Annotated in this window: 11 protein-coding genes; 5 read left to right on the forward strand and 6 right to left on the reverse strand. The window is 71.9% G+C overall.

The annotated features are described in order from the left end of the window. Positions 1-10 precede the first annotated feature (10 nt). The 4 genes from QRN67_RS30705 (at position 11) to QRN67_RS30720 (ending at position 6422) form a co-directional block, all read left to right on the forward strand. On the forward strand, positions 11-2356 hold the full coding sequence (locus tag QRN67_RS30705) for a DUF5682 family protein (RefSeq protein ID WP_285414891.1): 2346 nt from the start codon (positions 11-13) through the stop codon (positions 2354-2356). After that, on the forward strand, positions 2353-3567 hold the full coding sequence (locus QRN67_RS30710; protein WP_081267510.1) for a VWA domain-containing protein: 1215 nt from the start codon (positions 2353-2355) through the stop codon (positions 3565-3567). Before QRN67_RS30705 ends, QRN67_RS30710 begins: the two co-directional genes overlap by 4 nt. A 43-nt stretch (positions 3568-3610) precedes the next feature. Continuing rightward, complete coding sequence (locus tag QRN67_RS30715) at positions 3611-4600, forward strand: Bug family tripartite tricarboxylate transporter substrate binding protein (protein ID WP_081267543.1); 990 nt, start codon at positions 3611-3613, stop codon at positions 4598-4600. 142 nt (positions 4601-4742) lie between these two features. Then, entirely contained in the window at positions 4743-6422 is a 1680-nt protein-coding gene (locus QRN67_RS30720) for a hypothetical protein (protein ID WP_285414892.1), read from the forward strand. On the opposite strand, the gene QRN67_RS30725 is transcribed toward QRN67_RS30720, so the two are convergent. The 4 genes from QRN67_RS30725 to QRN67_RS30740 are packed head-to-tail and all read right to left on the reverse strand — an operon-like array spanning position 6412 to position 10402. Then, positions 6412-7542, reverse strand: a complete 1131-nt coding sequence (locus QRN67_RS30725) for a glycosyltransferase family protein (protein ID WP_285414893.1) — start codon at positions 7540-7542, stop codon at positions 6412-6414. The two genes, QRN67_RS30720 and QRN67_RS30725, sit on opposite strands and share 11 nt — an antisense overlap. A 3-nt stretch (positions 7543-7545) precedes the next feature. Beyond that, entirely contained in the window at positions 7546-8322 is a 777-nt protein-coding gene (locus QRN67_RS30730) for a diiron oxygenase (protein ID WP_285414894.1), read from the reverse strand. After that, on the reverse strand, positions 8312-9322 hold the full coding sequence (locus QRN67_RS30735; RefSeq protein ID WP_285414895.1) for a hypothetical protein: 1011 nt from the start codon (positions 9320-9322) through the stop codon (positions 8312-8314). The genes QRN67_RS30730 and QRN67_RS30735 overlap by 11 nt, the downstream gene beginning before the upstream one ends. Positions 9323-9373: 51 nt before the next feature. Continuing rightward, positions 9374-10402 carry a glycosyltransferase family 2 protein gene (locus tag QRN67_RS30740; RefSeq protein ID WP_285414896.1) on the reverse strand — a complete coding sequence of 343 codons (1029 nt, stop codon included), beginning with the start codon at positions 10400-10402 and terminating at the stop codon, positions 9374-9376. 96 nt (positions 10403-10498) lie between these two features. Between QRN67_RS30740 and QRN67_RS30745 the strand changes: the two genes are divergently transcribed. Beyond that, positions 10499-11839: a UDP-glucose dehydrogenase family protein gene (locus QRN67_RS30745; protein WP_285414897.1), complete on the forward strand. Its 1341-nt coding sequence runs from the start codon at positions 10499-10501 to the stop codon at positions 11837-11839. 13 nt (positions 11840-11852) lie between these two features. Here QRN67_RS30745 and QRN67_RS30750 read toward each other — a convergent pair whose 3' ends face one another. Both QRN67_RS30750 and QRN67_RS30755 read right to left on the reverse strand, forming a co-directional pair. Further along, on the reverse strand, positions 11853-12977 hold the full coding sequence (locus QRN67_RS30750; RefSeq protein ID WP_285414898.1) for a CaiB/BaiF CoA transferase family protein: 1125 nt from the start codon (positions 12975-12977) through the stop codon (positions 11853-11855). Positions 12978-13275: 298 nt separating this feature from the next. Then, positions 13276-14253: a Bug family tripartite tricarboxylate transporter substrate binding protein gene (locus QRN67_RS30755; protein ID WP_285414899.1), complete on the reverse strand. Its 978-nt coding sequence runs from the start codon at positions 14251-14253 to the stop codon at positions 13276-13278. Positions 14254-14270 lie beyond the last annotated feature (17 nt).

A 14270-nucleotide genomic window follows, 5' to 3' on the forward strand; every position in this document is an offset into this window, starting at 1 on the left:
CACTGAACAGATGGGCTCTCCGCTGCACTACTTCGGCATCCGCCATCACGGGCCCGGCTGCGCGCGCAGCCTGCTGCGCGCCTTCGAGTCGCTGCAGCCCGACTGCATCCTGGTCGAAGGCCCGCCCGACGCGGAAGGCCTGCTGTCCTTCATGGCGCACGCCGACCTGCGCCCGCCGGTCGCGATGCTGATCCACGCGGGCGAGGACACGGGGCTCGCCGCCTTCTACCCCTTCGCCGAGTTCTCGCCCGAATGGCAGGCGCTGCAATGGGGCGTGTCGCGCAACCTGCCGGTGCGCTTCATCGACCTGCCGCAGTCGCACCGCATGGCGATCGAGCAGGCCGCGCGCGCCGCCGACGAAGCCGAGGCCGCGAAGGCACAGGAAGCGCCCGAGGCCGAAGCCGGCGAGCCGCCAGGTGACGACGAACACGACGAAGCACCGGCCTCCGGCGAGGAAGCGGCGCTGCAGCGGATCCCCGACGACCCCTTCGACTGGCTCGCCCATGCCGCCGGCTATGCCGACGGCGAGAGCTGGTGGAACCACATGGTCGAGGAGCGCGGCGACGGCGAAGACCTGTTCGGCGCCATCGCCGAGGCCATGACGGCCGTGCGCGCCGAAACGCCCGAAGACCGCCGCGGCCCGCGCGCCGCGAAGCGCGAGCAGCTGCGCGAGGCCTTCATGCGGCAATCGATACGCGAAGCCGTCAAGGCCGGCCACCAGCGCATCGCCGTGGTCTGCGGCGCCTGGCATGTGCCGGCCCTGCAGGGCGCGGCCACCGCCAAGGCCGACGCGGCGCTGCTCAAGGGCCTGCCCAGGCTCAAGGTGCTCGCGACCTGGGTGCCGTGGACCTACCGCCACCTCACCAGCGCCAGCGGCTACGGCGCGGGCATCGATTCGCCGGGCTGGTACGAGCACCTGTGGCAGCAGGGGGAGCAGGTGGCGGGCCGAAGCACCGGCTGGCTCGCGCGCGTGGCGCGGCTGCTGCGCGAGCACGACCTCGACTGCTCCTCCGCCCACCTGATCGAGGCCACGCGCCTGGCCGACACCCTCGCCGCGCTGCGCGAACGCCCCGCGCCCGGCCTGCCCGAGCTCGACGAGGCCGTGCGCAGCGTGATCTGCATGGGCGAGCAGGCGCCGCTCACGCTGATCCGCGAGCGCCTGACCGTCGGCGACCGCATGGGCCAGGTGCCGGCAGAAGTGCCGACCGTGCCGCTGCAGCGCGACATCGAGCAGCAGCAAAAAAGCCTGCGCCTGAAGCCGGAAGCCACCGCGCGCACGCTCGACCTCGACCTGCGCCAGCCCAACGACCTCGCGCGCAGCCACCTGCTGCATCGGCTGCGCCTGCTCGACCTGCCCTGGGGCGCGCCCACCGTCGGCCAGCGTTCCAGCCGCGGCACCTTCCACGAGGTGTGGCAGCTGCAGTGGCAGCCCGAATTCGCGCTGCGCATCATCGAGGCCAGCCGCTTCGGCGCGACCCTCGCGCACGCCGCCACCTCGCGCGTGATGGAGCAGCTGGCCGGCGAAAGCTCGCTCACCGTGCTGGCCGGGCAGGTCGACACCGTGCTGCTGGCCGACCTGCCCGCGGCGGTGCAGGCCGTGACCCGCGCGCTCGAAGACCGCGCCGCGCTCACCGGCGACGCGGTGCAGCTCATCGGCGCGGTGCCGCCGCTGGCCAACGTGTTCCGCTACGGCAGCGTGCGCCAGACCGACAGCGCGCTGCTCTCGCACGTGCTCGACAGCCTCATCGTGCGCGGCGCCATCGGCCTGCCCATTGCCTGCGGCGCGCTCGACGCCGAAGCGGCCGAATCGCTGCGCACCAGCCTCATCGCCGCACACGACGCGGTGCGCCTGCGCGACGGCGAGGAAACCACCGCCGCATGGCGCGGCGCGCTGCGCGCCATCGCCTTCGGCGAGAGCGCGGCGCCGCTGCTGCGCGGCGTGGCCTGCCGGCTGCTGCTCGACGATGCGCAGATCGACAGCGAAGGGGCCTCGCAGCAGCTCGCGCGCAATCTGTCGGCCGGCGCGCCGCCCACCGAGGCGGCCGCGTGGCTCGAAGGCTTCCTCAACCGCAACGCGATGGTGCTGCTGCACGACGAGGCCGTGTGGCCGCTGGTCGATGGCTGGCTGTCGGCGCTGGGCGAAGAACACTTCCTGCAGGTGCTGCCGCTGGTGCGCCGCAGCTTCGCCGACTTCTCGGGCGCCGACCGGCGCGCGCTGGGCGAGCGTGCGAAGCGGGGCGCGACGGGTGGAAAAGGCGGCACGGCGGTGGTCGCCACCGCTGCCGCCGAGTGGGACGAATCTCGCGCGGTGCTCGCGCTGCCGCTGCTGCGGGAACTGCTGGGAGTGAAGGCATGAACACCGACGACACCGTTGCCGCGTCCGCGGACGAGACGCCGCCCTCCACCGACCGCCTGCAGCGCTGGCGCCTGGTGCTCGGCAGCGAGGCCACGCCCAGCTGCGGCGCCGTGGAGGGCCGGGTGCGCGAGATCGACATGGCGCTCGCCGCGCTCTACGAGGCCGACGGCCGGCGCGGCCTGGGCCAGGGCGGCCAGCGCGGCGGCCGGGGCGATTCGGCGCCCAGCGTGGCGCGCTGGCTCGGCGACATCCGCAAGTACTTTCCGAGCCAGGTGGTGCAGGTGATGCAGCGCGACGCGATGGAGCGGCTCAACCTGCGCCAGATGCTGCTGCAGCCCGAGATGCTCGAGAACGCCCAGCCCGACGTGCACCTGGTGGCCAGCCTCGTGGCGCTGGCCAGCGTGATTCCCGCGGGCACCAAGGACACCGCGCGCGCCGTGGTGCGCAAGGTGGTCGACGAGCTCATGAAGAAGCTCGAGGAGCCGATGCGCAGCGCCGTGAGCGGCGCGCTCAACCGCAGCCAGCGCAACCGCCGCCCGCGCCATTCGGAGATCGACTGGAACCGCACCATCCGCGCCAACCTGCGCCACTGGCAGCCCGAGTACCGCACGGTGGTGCCGCAGTCGCTGGTCGGCTACGGCCGCAAGGCGCGGCAGCCGCAGCGCGAGGTGATCCTGTGCATCGACCAGAGCGGTTCCATGGCCGCGTCGGTGGTCTATTCGAGCATCTTCGGCGCCGTCATGGCCAGCCTGCCGGCGGTGGCGACCAGGCTGGTGGTGTTCGACACCAGCGTGGTCGACATGACCGAGCAGCTGCAGGACCCGGTCGACCTGCTGTTCGGCGTGCAGCTGGGCGGCGGCACCGACATCAACGGCGCCGTGGGCTACTGCCAGGGCCTCATACGCGAGCCGCGCAACACCATCCTGGTGCTGATCTCCGACCTGTACGAAGGCGGCGTGGAAGAAAAGCTGCTGCACCGCGCCAACGAGCTGGTCGAGGCCGGCGTGCAGTTCATCGCGCTGCTGGCGCTCAGCGACGAGGGCGCGCCGGCCTACGACCGCGACCTGGCCGCCAAGCTGGCCGCGCTGGGCGTGCCCTCGTTCGCATGCACGCCCGACGCGTTCCCGGGCCTCATGGCCGCCGCCATCAAGCGCGAGGACGTGGCGGGCTGGGCCGCGGCACAAGGCCTGAGGACCAGCAGGGCTGGATGAACAGGCCCTAACATGGAGGCGGAGACGCCCGCCCATGCCGCCCATGATCCGCCGCCGACCGCTTCTGCTGCAGCTCCTGTCCACGGCCGCCCTCGCGGCCGGGACGCTGCCCCGCGCCGCGACGGCGCAGCCGCTCTATCCCGCCAGGCCCTTCCGCTGGATCGTGCCGTACCCGGCCGGTGCCGGCGCCGACATCGTCGCGCGCACCGTGGGCGCCCAGCTCGCCATCGACACCGGGCAGCCGGTGACCATCGAGAACCGTGCCGGAGGCAACACCGCGCTCGGCGCCATCGAGGCGGCGCGCGCGCCGGCCGACGGCTACACGCTGCTGTCGGCCGACAACGGCATGCTGGTGTTCAACCCCGCGATCTACCGCAACCTCAGCTACAACCCCGTGCGCGACTTCGCGCCGGTCACGCTGATGGGCCGGCTGCCGATGGTGCTGCTGGTCGGCCCGGCCACCGGCGAGAAGGACGCGCGCGCGTTCATCGCCGACGCGCGCGCCTTTCCCGGCAAGGTCAGCTTCGCCTCCGCCGGCACCGGCAGCCCGCAGCACCTGGCCATGGAACTGCTCGAGCGCGAGGCCGGGCTGAAGATGGTGCACGTGCCGTATCGCAGCGCGGCGCCCGCGCTGGCCGACGTGGCCGGCGGCCAGCTGCCGGCCATGATGTGCGACCTGGCGGCGGCCCGCCGCTTCATCCAGAGCGGCAGGCTGCGCGCGCTGGCGGTGGCCCATCCGCGCCGGCTGGCGCAACTGCCGGCGGTGCCGACCTTCGCCGAGCTCGGCATGCCGCGCGTCGAGGCGGCCACGCTCATGGGGCTCGTGGTGCCCGTGAACACGCCTGGCGAGCTGGTGGCGCGGCTGCAGCAGGCGGTGGCCAGCGCCATCCACAACCCGGCGGTGCTGGCCCGGTTCGCCGACCTCGGCATCGAGGCCGCAGGCGACGGGCCCGGCAAGTTCGCTTCGCTGCTGCAGGCCGAAGCGGCGCGCTGGCACCCGCTCATCCGCGACCTCAACCTGGTGCTCGACTGAGCGGCCCGTGCCTTTACGGCAACTTTGCGCGCAGGCCGCGAAGTTCTCATCCCCGGCTAAGAGTCGCTGCCTAGATTGGCGCATCGCCAGAAAGGGTCGGCGGGGCGGTGTGCACGGGCAGGCCGGCCCGCCCGGAAAAACAATGAAAACTCGCCGGTTACACCACGTCGTCTTTGCGGACGATTTTTTTCGCTCTGCGGCCAACGGCCTGACCTACCACGTCGCGAACCGGCGCTTCCTGCGTGCTTTCTTCGACACCGCCCTCGGCCGCCTGGGCCTGCCGGTGCAGGAGGTCGCGCCGCTGTCCGACGGCGGTCGCATCGACGTCGCGCGCCTCATGGCCCGGCTCGACCTGCCCTGCACGCCGGCCGGCTGGGCCCGCGCCTGCATCGCCGACCTGGCACCGCTGGCGGGGCGCGACGGCATGCCGGCGTTCGACCCCGGCTGCCTGGTGATCGGCTGGGGGCTGACGCCGGCGCTGCAGCACTGCATCGACCGCGGCGGCGCCAGCTACCTCGACATCGAGATCGACCCGCGCCGCTTCACCGAGCACCTGCACTTCTGCGCCCGCACCAACGACCCCGCCATCGAGGCCGCGCTGCGCGCGCGCCGGGTGGACGAGGAGCTGTTCTGGAACCACGCGAGCGTGATCAAGGGCTACTTCGCCAGGCGCGGCGCCGCTTCGCTGTTCGACCCGCGGCTGCGCGTGGGGCTGTTCTTCGGCCAGAGCCTGGTCGACCTGTCGCTGGTGGGCGGCGGGCGCACCATGCATCCGGCCAGCGTGATCGCGCCGCTGCGCGAACTGGCGCGCGGGGTCGACCTGCTGGTCATCAAGCCGCACCCGTACGAGCCCGCGCTGCACGACCTCGCGCCCATCGCACGGGCCATTCCCAACGTCGCGTGGACGCAGGAGAACACGTATGCGCTGCTGTCGGCGAACAACGTGCACTTCGCGTCGGCGCTGTCGTCCAGCGTGCTGGCCGAGGCGCGCTATTTCCGCAAGCCCGCGCATGCGCTGATCCACGCGGACCGCAATGCGCGCTCGCAGCTGCCGGCGGCATGCTCGGGCTGGATGCCGATCGGCGCCGGGCTCGGCGCGATGGACTTCATGGCCGAGGCCTGCGGCGTCATCTCGCCTTTGTCAGCCAATGCCGCCGCCAGCGCATCGGCGTGGCCGGCCGCCGCCATCGAGCAGGCATTCGCGCTGCGCTGGGGCTTCGACGACAAGAGCCAGGGCCTGCGCGACGTGGCCGAGCTGCGGCTGGACCGGCCCTACATGTTCCACCCCGGCAGCCCCGCGGCCGGCTGGCTCAGCCACGGCTGGGCCGGCTTCGACGGGGAGGGCGCGCGCAGCGAGGGCGAACTGGCCAGCCTGGTCATACCGCTGCCCGCGCTGGCGCCTTCGCAATCGCTTGCGGTGTCGCACCAGAGCCCGCACCGCATCGAGGTGCGGGTGGACTACCGCAGCAATGCCAAGGCCACGAGCGTGCACGCCATGTTCGACGGCGTGGTGCTGCCGGCCCGGCGCGTCACGGGGGCGCGCCGCCGCAGCCTCGTGTTCGACATCGAGGCCGCGGCGGCGCGCAAGTGCCTGGTGCTGCAGTTCGTGGTGGCGGACACCGGGCGCTCCCTGCCGCGCCGTGCGCTGGCGCGGCCGTCTTTCACGATCAAGCGGCTGCAGGTGTCGCTGCGCATGGGCCGGGGCGTGGTCTCGGCGCCGCCAAAGGCCACGTCGATGCGATGGGCCGAGATGCATCCGCTGCGCGCGGCGGCCCGCGTGTTCCGCGCGGTGGTCGATTCGGCGCGCGGGGTCATGGGCTAGCCGGCGCGCCGCCCGCAAGGCGCAGCAGCAGCGTGACCCATTGCTGGCGGCGGTCGATGGCGGCCTGCCTGCCTTCGACGCCGTCCGTGGTGTTGCCGGCATTCATGGCGAGCAGTTCGCCCGCCGCGGTTGCCACGGCCCGCGCGAACTTCGCCGCGTCGCCGCGCCACACCACCACCCGGTGCTCGAGCCCGAGCTGCGCGGCGCGCCCGGCGTTGATCGCCTGTTCGGGCTGGTCGGTCAGCAGCAGCAGGATCGGCTTGCGGTACACCGCCGCGATCGACAGCGCCGCCATGCCCGGCGCGGAGACGATGAAGGCGCTGCGCGCTGCGGCCTCGATCCAGTGCTCGTCGCGCGCATGCCAGCGGGGACGCCGCGCATAGCCTTCGCCCACTAGGTGCGCCGGCAGGCCCGCGTCGGCCAGGCCCTGCTCCAGGCCTTCGGCCAGGGCCGGTTCCTCGAAGTGGGGGTTCAGGTAGACGGCGGCGGCGCGCGGCGCGGCCTCCTGCGCATGGGCCGCCGCATCCACCACCGCGACCGGCGTCGGCAGCCGCCAGCCGCCGCGCCCGTCGTGCGCCGGCTCGCCGTGCGCGAAGTCATGCGCGATGCGCGCGAGACTGCGGTCGATCTGCCAGGCCACGATGCCGCCGAACAGCCGTGCCACGGCGCCCGGCATGCGGCCCTCGAAGTTGGTCTGCAGCGCATGCCGCAGGCTCGCGCCGTACACGTGCACGACCTTGCGGGGCCAGAACGGCAGCCAGCCCATCAGCAGCAACGCGGGGTGGAAGGAGTCGTTCACCACCAGGTCGGCTTCGCGGAAGCGGCGGCTCAGCCGCAGCACGTCGCGCAGCATGCGCGTGGGGCGGAACATGTAGTGCGCCACGTTGCGGTCGGTTTCGCGGCGCAGCATGTTCTGTTCCTTGTCGAACTGCACCGCGTAGTGGCGCGAAAGCACGGGCGCGTCGATGCCGAAGCCGGCCAGGAAGCGCGCGCCTTCGTCCGAGGTGGTGAGCACCTGCACCTGCGCGCCGGCGTCGCGCAGCGCGTGCGTCAGCAGTTGGGCGCGCATCAGGTGGCCGCGCGCGTCCGCGGTCGCGAGGTAGAGGATGCGCGGCGGCATCGCTCAGGCGTGATGCCGGTGCCGCAGCGGCCGCGTGGCGCCCGGACGCAGCCGCAGGGCCACGCCCGCCAGCCACATCCCGGCCGCGCCGGTGATGCCGAAGCCGCGTTCGGTGTCTCGCACCTCGCGCATCAGCTGCGCAAGCCGGGCCTGCTCGTGCGGCGCCACGCAGCGCTGCAGCGTGTGGCTGCACAGGCGGATGTGGCGGTCTTCGTCGGCCAGCACGCGCGCGAGCAGCGGATGCAGCGGATGCTGCTGGCCGATCAGTGCGCAGTGACGCTGCAATATGCGCGAGGCCATCTGCTCCGCGCTCAGGCCGATGGCATAGGCAGGTACCAGCCCGCCGTGCGCGAAGTGCGGTGCATGCCGGCGGATCAGCTGCTGCCAGCGCGCCAGCTTGCGGCGGCTGAACCAGTCGGGCCGGGGTGCTTCCTCGGGCGAGGCGGCGGCCTGGGCGGTGCCGCCGCGCAGGTTGATGGCTTCCGCGAAAAGGCGCGCGTGCAACTGCTCGTCGGCCAGGTGCTGGTCGAGCTGGCGCGCGAGCCAGTCGGGCGGGTCGATGCGCAGCTCGCGCTGCAGCGCCTGCTCGGACGACTCCTCGCCCACCAGGTAGAAGCGCAGCAGCAGCATCTCGCCCGCGTTGCTCGCATGCAGCTGCCGCAGCGCGGCGCGCTTGACGTGGTGCACGATGCGCGCCTGCAGCGCGGGCCAGCCGCGAAGCCGCGGCGGGGCGAGGCAGTCGAAGCCGGCTGCCGCGTCTGGTGTCTGGTCAGCGGGCATCGGCCTTGGCCTGCACGGGCTGCGGCTGTTGCTGCTGCCAGCCCAGCACGAGCCCGATGAAGCTGTCCTGCAGGAACGCGCGCGCGGCCGCGTCGGCGCCCGCGAACTCGCGCTGCTGGCCGTCGTAGCGCACGAAGCCCTTGCCGCCGGCCGCGCCCAGCACCAGCTTCTCGTTCTTGCGGAAGCCGCGCTGCAGCAGCGGCTGCAACAGCGACTGCGATTCCAGCCCGTACAGGAACAGGTCGCGCTGCACCACCTGGCGCGGGATCTTGCCGCTGAGCGCCTGCAGCTCCAGCGTCCAGTTGCCTTGCCGCATCGCTTCGGCCAGCTCGCGGCCCTTGGCGGCCGGCGCGTGGAAGCGCGCGCGCGCCACCGACTTCGACGCCTTGCCCAGCCCCAGGCCGATGGTGATGTCGGCGTCTCTTGCGCCATCGGTGCGGTTGTCGTCCACCTGCACCAGCACGTTGGCCAGGCGCGCAGTGAGCGAGGGCCTGGCCAGCGCTTCGATGACCTGGTCGGCCGTGAGCACCACGCGCTCGGTGTTCGCCTCGTTCACCACGACCTGGTACGGGTCGATGCGGATGTCGTTGAACTCCCCGCCCATGGGCGAGTGCGCGTGGCTGCTCACCGACCAGTCGGTGCCCGATCGGCTCAGCAGCGCGTGGAAGGTCAGCGGCACGCGTTGGCCGCCGCGCGTCTGGCCCGAGCCCTGCAGCAGCACGTCGCCGACGATGGTCTTCTCGGCGTAGCTGCGGGTGTTGGTGAAGCGGATGGTGTGTGCGGCGCCGTCGAGCGAGGCGCGCGTTTCGGGGTCGTCGAGGGCGAGGCGGTTGCAGTCGTTGCCCGCGCCGGCCAGCGCCGCGAAGGGGCAGTCGGCATCGGACTTGAAGTTGAAGACGCCGCGGCCGGTGAAGTCGGCAGCGCTGGCCAGCGTGAAGGCGCCTGCGAGCGCGAGGCCGAGCGCGGCGCGGCGCGCCGGAAACGAAGAGCGGATGTGCATGGTCTTTGTCGTTTGTTGTTCTTGTGGCGAGTGCCGCTCAGGGCCGGCGATTCAGGGCCGGTGATAGGAGAGCGCCTGCGCATCCGCATTGGTGCGGCCCGTGGTGTGCCAGCCGATGCCGCGCGCGAACGCGCCCAGCATGTCGACGGCCGAGAAACCCAGGATCAGCGCCACGCCCGCGAGCCAGCGCAGGCCGCGCAGCGGCGGCAGGTCTTGATGGTTCAGCGCCTTCACGCTGAAGCCCAGCCGCGTGAACAGCACGCACAGCGGGCCGATGGGGCCGCTGTTGGCCAGCCACTGCCAGCGCGGCGACACGTAGCTGCGCAGCAGGTGCGGCGTGAGCGAGTAAGTGTCCTGCCCGCGCATCCAGCGCAGCTTGAGCGCCTCCAGGCGCGTGTCCGGCAGGCGGTGTTCGGTGTGGGCCGCGGCCGCGTAGCGAATGGGCACGCCCGCCGCCTTCAGCCGCATGCCCAGCACCTGGCAGTGCGCGCGGTACACGCCGTCGAGCGCCTGGTAGCTGTGCCGCTCGAACACCTCGCGGCGGAAGGCCACGTTGTTCGCGTAGAAGTTGCTCGTGGCGCCGGCATGGCCGGCGTTGGGGAAGTACATGAAGTCGATGGTCGTCAGCGCGGTGCCGACCACGTTGGCCGCGTAGCTGGTGCGCCCGGCCACCACCTCGGGCGCATCGGCGCCTTGCGTGAACGGCAGCAGCATCTGCAGCAGCCAGTCGTCGTCGGGCAGGCAGTCGGCATCGGCGAACACCACGTGCGTGCAGCGCTGCGCATCGGTGGCCGCGAAGCCGGCGTTCTTGGCATCGTAGTACCCGGTGGCCGCGTCGATGCGCACGAAGTCGACCGGGCGGCCCGCGAGCGCGCTCACCGCATCGCAGGTGGCGGGGCTCAGTCCGTCGTGCGTGATGACCACCTGCGCGAGCGCCGTGAGCGGCAGCTTCTGTTTCGCGAGCAGCGCCACCAGGCGCTGCAGGCTGGCGCCGGCCCTAGCCTCGGCATCCGCTCCGCCGCGCAGGTTGTTGGTCTCCAGGACCAGCGCGCAACGCGCGGCAACTTGATCGGGCATCATCGAATTTTCCTGTCCGGACATTGTTTTGAAGGCTTGCACCCTGCTTTTATCGCACAACCGCGCCAGCCACCAGTGCAGCGCGCCGCCGGGCCGGCCATGAAGGTCGGCATCTTCGGCGCCGGCTACGTGGGCCTGAGCTTCGCGGCCTGCCTGGCCGAGGCCGGGCACGAGGTGCTCTGCACCGACGCCGACCTGCCGCGCATCGAAGGCCTGCAGCGTGGCCTGATGCCCTTGCACGAACCGGACCTGGAGCCCCTGGTGGCCGAGGGCCTGGCCGCCGGCACGCTGCGCTTCACCGCCGACGCCCAGGCCGCCTGCGGGCACGGCGACGTGCTCTTCATCGTGGTCAACACGCCGGCGGATGCGCAAGGGCGCGTCGACCTGCGGCAAGTGATGGCGGTGGCGGCGGGCATCGGGCGGCACCGCGAGCGCGAGGCGCTGGTGGTGTGCAAGTCGACCGCGCCGGTGGGCACGGCCGACCAGATCGAGGCCGTGCTGAGCGGCGAGCTTTCGCGGCGCGGCGCCTCGCTGCGCATCGCGGTGGCCGCCAACCCCGAGTTCCTGCGCGAAGGCGCGGCCGTGCGCGACTGCCGCCGGCCCGACCGCGTGGTGATCGGCACGCGGGACCCGTGGGCCATCGACCTGCTGACCCGGCTCTACGCGCCGTTCGTGAGCGAACCCGAAAGGCCGCTGCTGGTGATGGACCGCCGCTCGGCCGAGCTCACCAAGTACGCAGCCAACGCGATGCTCGCGACCCGCATCAGCTTCATGAACGAGATGGCGCGCGTGGCCGGGCACGCGGGCGCCGACATCAAGATGGTGCGGCGCGGCATCGGCGCCGACCACCGCATCGGGCCCGACTTCCTGCAGGCGGGCGCGGGCTACGGCGGCTCCTGCCTTGCCAAGGACGTGCGCGCGCTGACCCGCATGGCCGAGCGCGACGGCCATGCGCTGCGCATTCTGTCGGCGGTCGAGGCCGCGAACCACGAGCAGAAGGGCCGGCTGTTCGACCTGATGACGCACCACTTCGAAGGCCGCATCGCGGGCAAGACCGTCGCGGTGTGGGGCCTGGCCTTCAAGCCCGACACCGACGACATGCGCGATGCGCCCAGCCTGGTGCTGCTGGAGCGGCTGCTGGCGGCCGGCGCGCGCGTGCAGGCGCACGACCCGGCCGCGATGGCGAATGCGCGCGCCATCGTCGGCGAGCGCGACGGCCTGCGCTGGTGCGCCACCGCGCAAGAGGCACTGCACGGCGCCGACGTGCTGGCGCTGGTGACCGAGTGGCCGGTGTTCCGCGAGGCCGGCCTTGCGCAGATCGCGCGGGAACTGCGCATGCCGGCGATCTTCGACGGCCGCAATGTCTATGACGCGGCGCAGGTGGAGGCCGCGGGCATCGCGTACTACGGCATCGGGCGCGGGCGCGCGGTGCCGCGCTGAGGCGGTCGCCCGGTCAGTCCTGCGGCAGGAAGGCGTCGCCCGGCGTGAGCGGCGCATGCCGGTAGCTGGCCGGCGTGCGGCTCAGCTTCACCGGCGCGCCGATGCCGCGGTAGCCGCCGGGCATCTCGACCACCATCTCGCGGTGCAGCGTGTGCGGGTGCTGCAGCGCGGCGTCGACCGGCAGCACCGGCGCGGCGGGCACGCCGGCGGCCATGAGCTGCTCGACGAGCTGGCGGCCGTCGAAAGCGGCCATGGCCGCCTCGAGCCGCTGCTTGAGCCCGCCGCGGTTCACCGAGCGCGCACCGGCGGAGCGATAGAGCGGATCTTCGGCAAGCCCGGGCAAGCCGATGCAGCGGCACAGGCTGGCGAACTGGCGGTCGTTGCCCACGGCGACGAACACGGGGTCGGTGCCGGTGGCGAGTGCGTCGTAGGGGTAGATGTTGGGGTGCGCGTTGCCGGTGCGGCGCGGCGCGGTGCCGTCCATGAACCAGTTGGCCGCGTGCGGATGCAGCAGCGACAGGCCGCTGTCGTACAGCGCCGCTTCCACGAACTGGCCGCGTCCGCTGCGGTTGCGTTCCTGCAGCGCGAGCAGCACGCCGATGACCGCGTTGAGGCCGGTCACCATGTCGACCACGGGCAGCCCGACGCGCAGCGGGCCGCCGTCGGCTTCGCCGTTGATGCTCATGATGCCGGTCATGGCCTGCACGGCGGCGTCGTAACCCGGCAGCGCACCGAGCGGACCATCGGCGCCGAAGCCGGAGACGCGGCACCACACGAGGCGCGGGAAGCGTTGCGACAGGGTCTCGTAGCCGATGCCCCAGCGTTCCATGGTGCCGGTCTTGAAGTTCTCGATGAGCACGTCGGCCTCGGCCACCAGGGCGAGCAGCGATTCGCGGCCTTCTTCTGTCGAGAAGTCGAGGTGCTGCACGCGCTTGTTGCGGTTGAGGCCGTGGTAGTACGAGGCGACGCCTTCCTTGAACGGCGGGCCCCAGGTGCGGGTGTCGTCGCCTTGTGGCGGCTCGACCTTGAGCACATCGGCACCGTGGTCACCGAGGATCTGTCCGCAGTAGGGACCGCCGAGGATGCGGGAGATATCCAGCACCCGGATGCCTGCGAGGGCGCCTTGGGGTTGTGTCATTTCTGCCTTTCGTTTGTTCGTTCTTTCTTTCGGGGCACGCTCACGCCGACGGGGTACCTTGCTCCGCGAATGTCCCCCGGCCTTCGGCCTCCTCCTTTATTTCGCTGCGCAAGGCACCCCGCCGTCGTGAGCGTCCAGAGCACTGGTTGATCGGCCCGCACGAGCGCGGCGTCCATCGTGCACAGGGCGTCGGGTGCTCCTCGCAGCGAAATAAAGGAGGAGGGGCGCAGCCCCGGGGGACATTCGCGGAGGGGAGTACCCGATGGCCTGTGCACACGCCCCGAACGAAGCGGCTGAATCAGTCCAGCTGCGCCCCGGACTTTTGAACCACGTCCTTCCACTTGACCGACTCCGCGGCGATGAACTGCCCCAGCTTCTGTGGCGATGTGTCGGCCGATGCTTCCAGGCCTTGGGCAGAGAACATCTGCTTCACCTTGGGTGAGTTGAGCACCTCGGCAAACGCATGATTCAGCTTGGCCACGCGGTCCGCCGGCGTGCCGGCCGGCGCGACGATGCCGAAGAACACGCTCACGTCATAACCCTTGTAGCCCTGCTCCGCGATCGTCGGCACGTCGGGCAGCGCCTGCGAGCGCGCCGACGTGGCCACGCCCAGAGCGCGCAGCTTGCCCGCCTTCACATACGGCAATGCGGTGAGGATGTCGGTGAACGTCATGCTCACCTGGTTGCCCAGCAAATCATTGAGCGCCGGCCCCGTGCCCTTGTACGGAATGTGCTGCAGGTCGGTGCCCGCCACCGAGTTGAAGAGCACGCCCGCCAGGTGCGACGACGCACCGTTGCCCGAAGACGCGTAGCTCAGCTTGCCGGGGTTGGCCTTGGCGTAGGCCACGAGCTCCGGCACGGTCTTCACCGGCAGGGCGGGGTTCACCACCAGGATGTTGGGCAGGTAGCCGACCTGGATCACCGGCGCGAAGCTCTTCACCGGGTCGTAGTTGATCTTGCGGTACAGGCTCTTGTTGATGGCCAGCGGGCCCGAGGTGCCGAACATCAGCGTGTGGCCGTCGGCCTCGGCGCGCGCCACGTATTCGGCGCCGATGTTGCCGCCCGCGCCCGCGCGGTTCTCCACGATCATCGGCTGGCCGAGGCGGTCCTTCATCTCGGCGGCGAGCGTGCGCGCCATCGCGTCGGTCGGGCCGCCGGGCGGGAAGGGCACGACCAGCGTCAAGGGCTTGGCGGGAAAGGCGTCGGCCGCATGCGCGGCGGGCATGGCGGCCACGAGCGTGGCGCATGCGGTCAGCAGGAAGATGAAGCGTTTCAAAGGGATGTCTCCGGTCT

The organism is Variovorax sp. efr-133-TYG-130, assembly GCF_030208835.1.
Classification (GTDB): Bacteria; Pseudomonadota; Gammaproteobacteria; order Burkholderiales; family Burkholderiaceae_C; genus Variovorax.

Excerpts from the sequence above, each read along its gene's own strand:
- QRN67_RS30710 (WP_081267510.1), top strand. The coding sequence starts at position 2,353 with ATGAACACCGACGACACCGTTGCCGCGTCCGCGGACGAGACGCCGCCC.
- QRN67_RS30745 (WP_285414897.1), top strand. The coding sequence starts at position 10,499 with ATGAAGGTCGGCATCTTCGGCGCCGGCTACGTGGGCCTGAGCTTCGCG.
- QRN67_RS30735 (WP_285414895.1), bottom strand. The coding sequence starts at position 9,322 with ATGCACATCCGCTCTTCGTTTCCGGCGCGCCGCGCCGCGCTCGGCCTC.
- QRN67_RS30750 (WP_285414898.1), bottom strand. The coding sequence starts at position 12,977 with ATGACACAACCCCAAGGCGCCCTCGCAGGCATCCGGGTGCTGGATATC.
- QRN67_RS30725 (WP_285414893.1), bottom strand. The coding sequence starts at position 7,542 with ATGCCGCCGCGCATCCTCTACCTCGCGACCGCGGACGCGCGCGGCCAC.
- QRN67_RS30720 (WP_285414892.1), top strand. The coding sequence starts at position 4,743 with ATGAAAACTCGCCGGTTACACCACGTCGTCTTTGCGGACGATTTTTTT.
- QRN67_RS30740 (WP_285414896.1), bottom strand. The coding sequence starts at position 10,402 with ATGATGCCCGATCAAGTTGCCGCGCGTTGCGCGCTGGTCCTGGAGACC.
- QRN67_RS30730 (WP_285414894.1), bottom strand. The coding sequence starts at position 8,322 with ATGCCCGCTGACCAGACACCAGACGCGGCAGCCGGCTTCGACTGCCTC.
- QRN67_RS30705 (WP_285414891.1), top strand. The coding sequence starts at position 11 with ATGGGCTCTCCGCTGCACTACTTCGGCATCCGCCATCACGGGCCCGGC.
- QRN67_RS30715 (WP_081267543.1), top strand. The coding sequence starts at position 3,611 with ATGATCCGCCGCCGACCGCTTCTGCTGCAGCTCCTGTCCACGGCCGCC.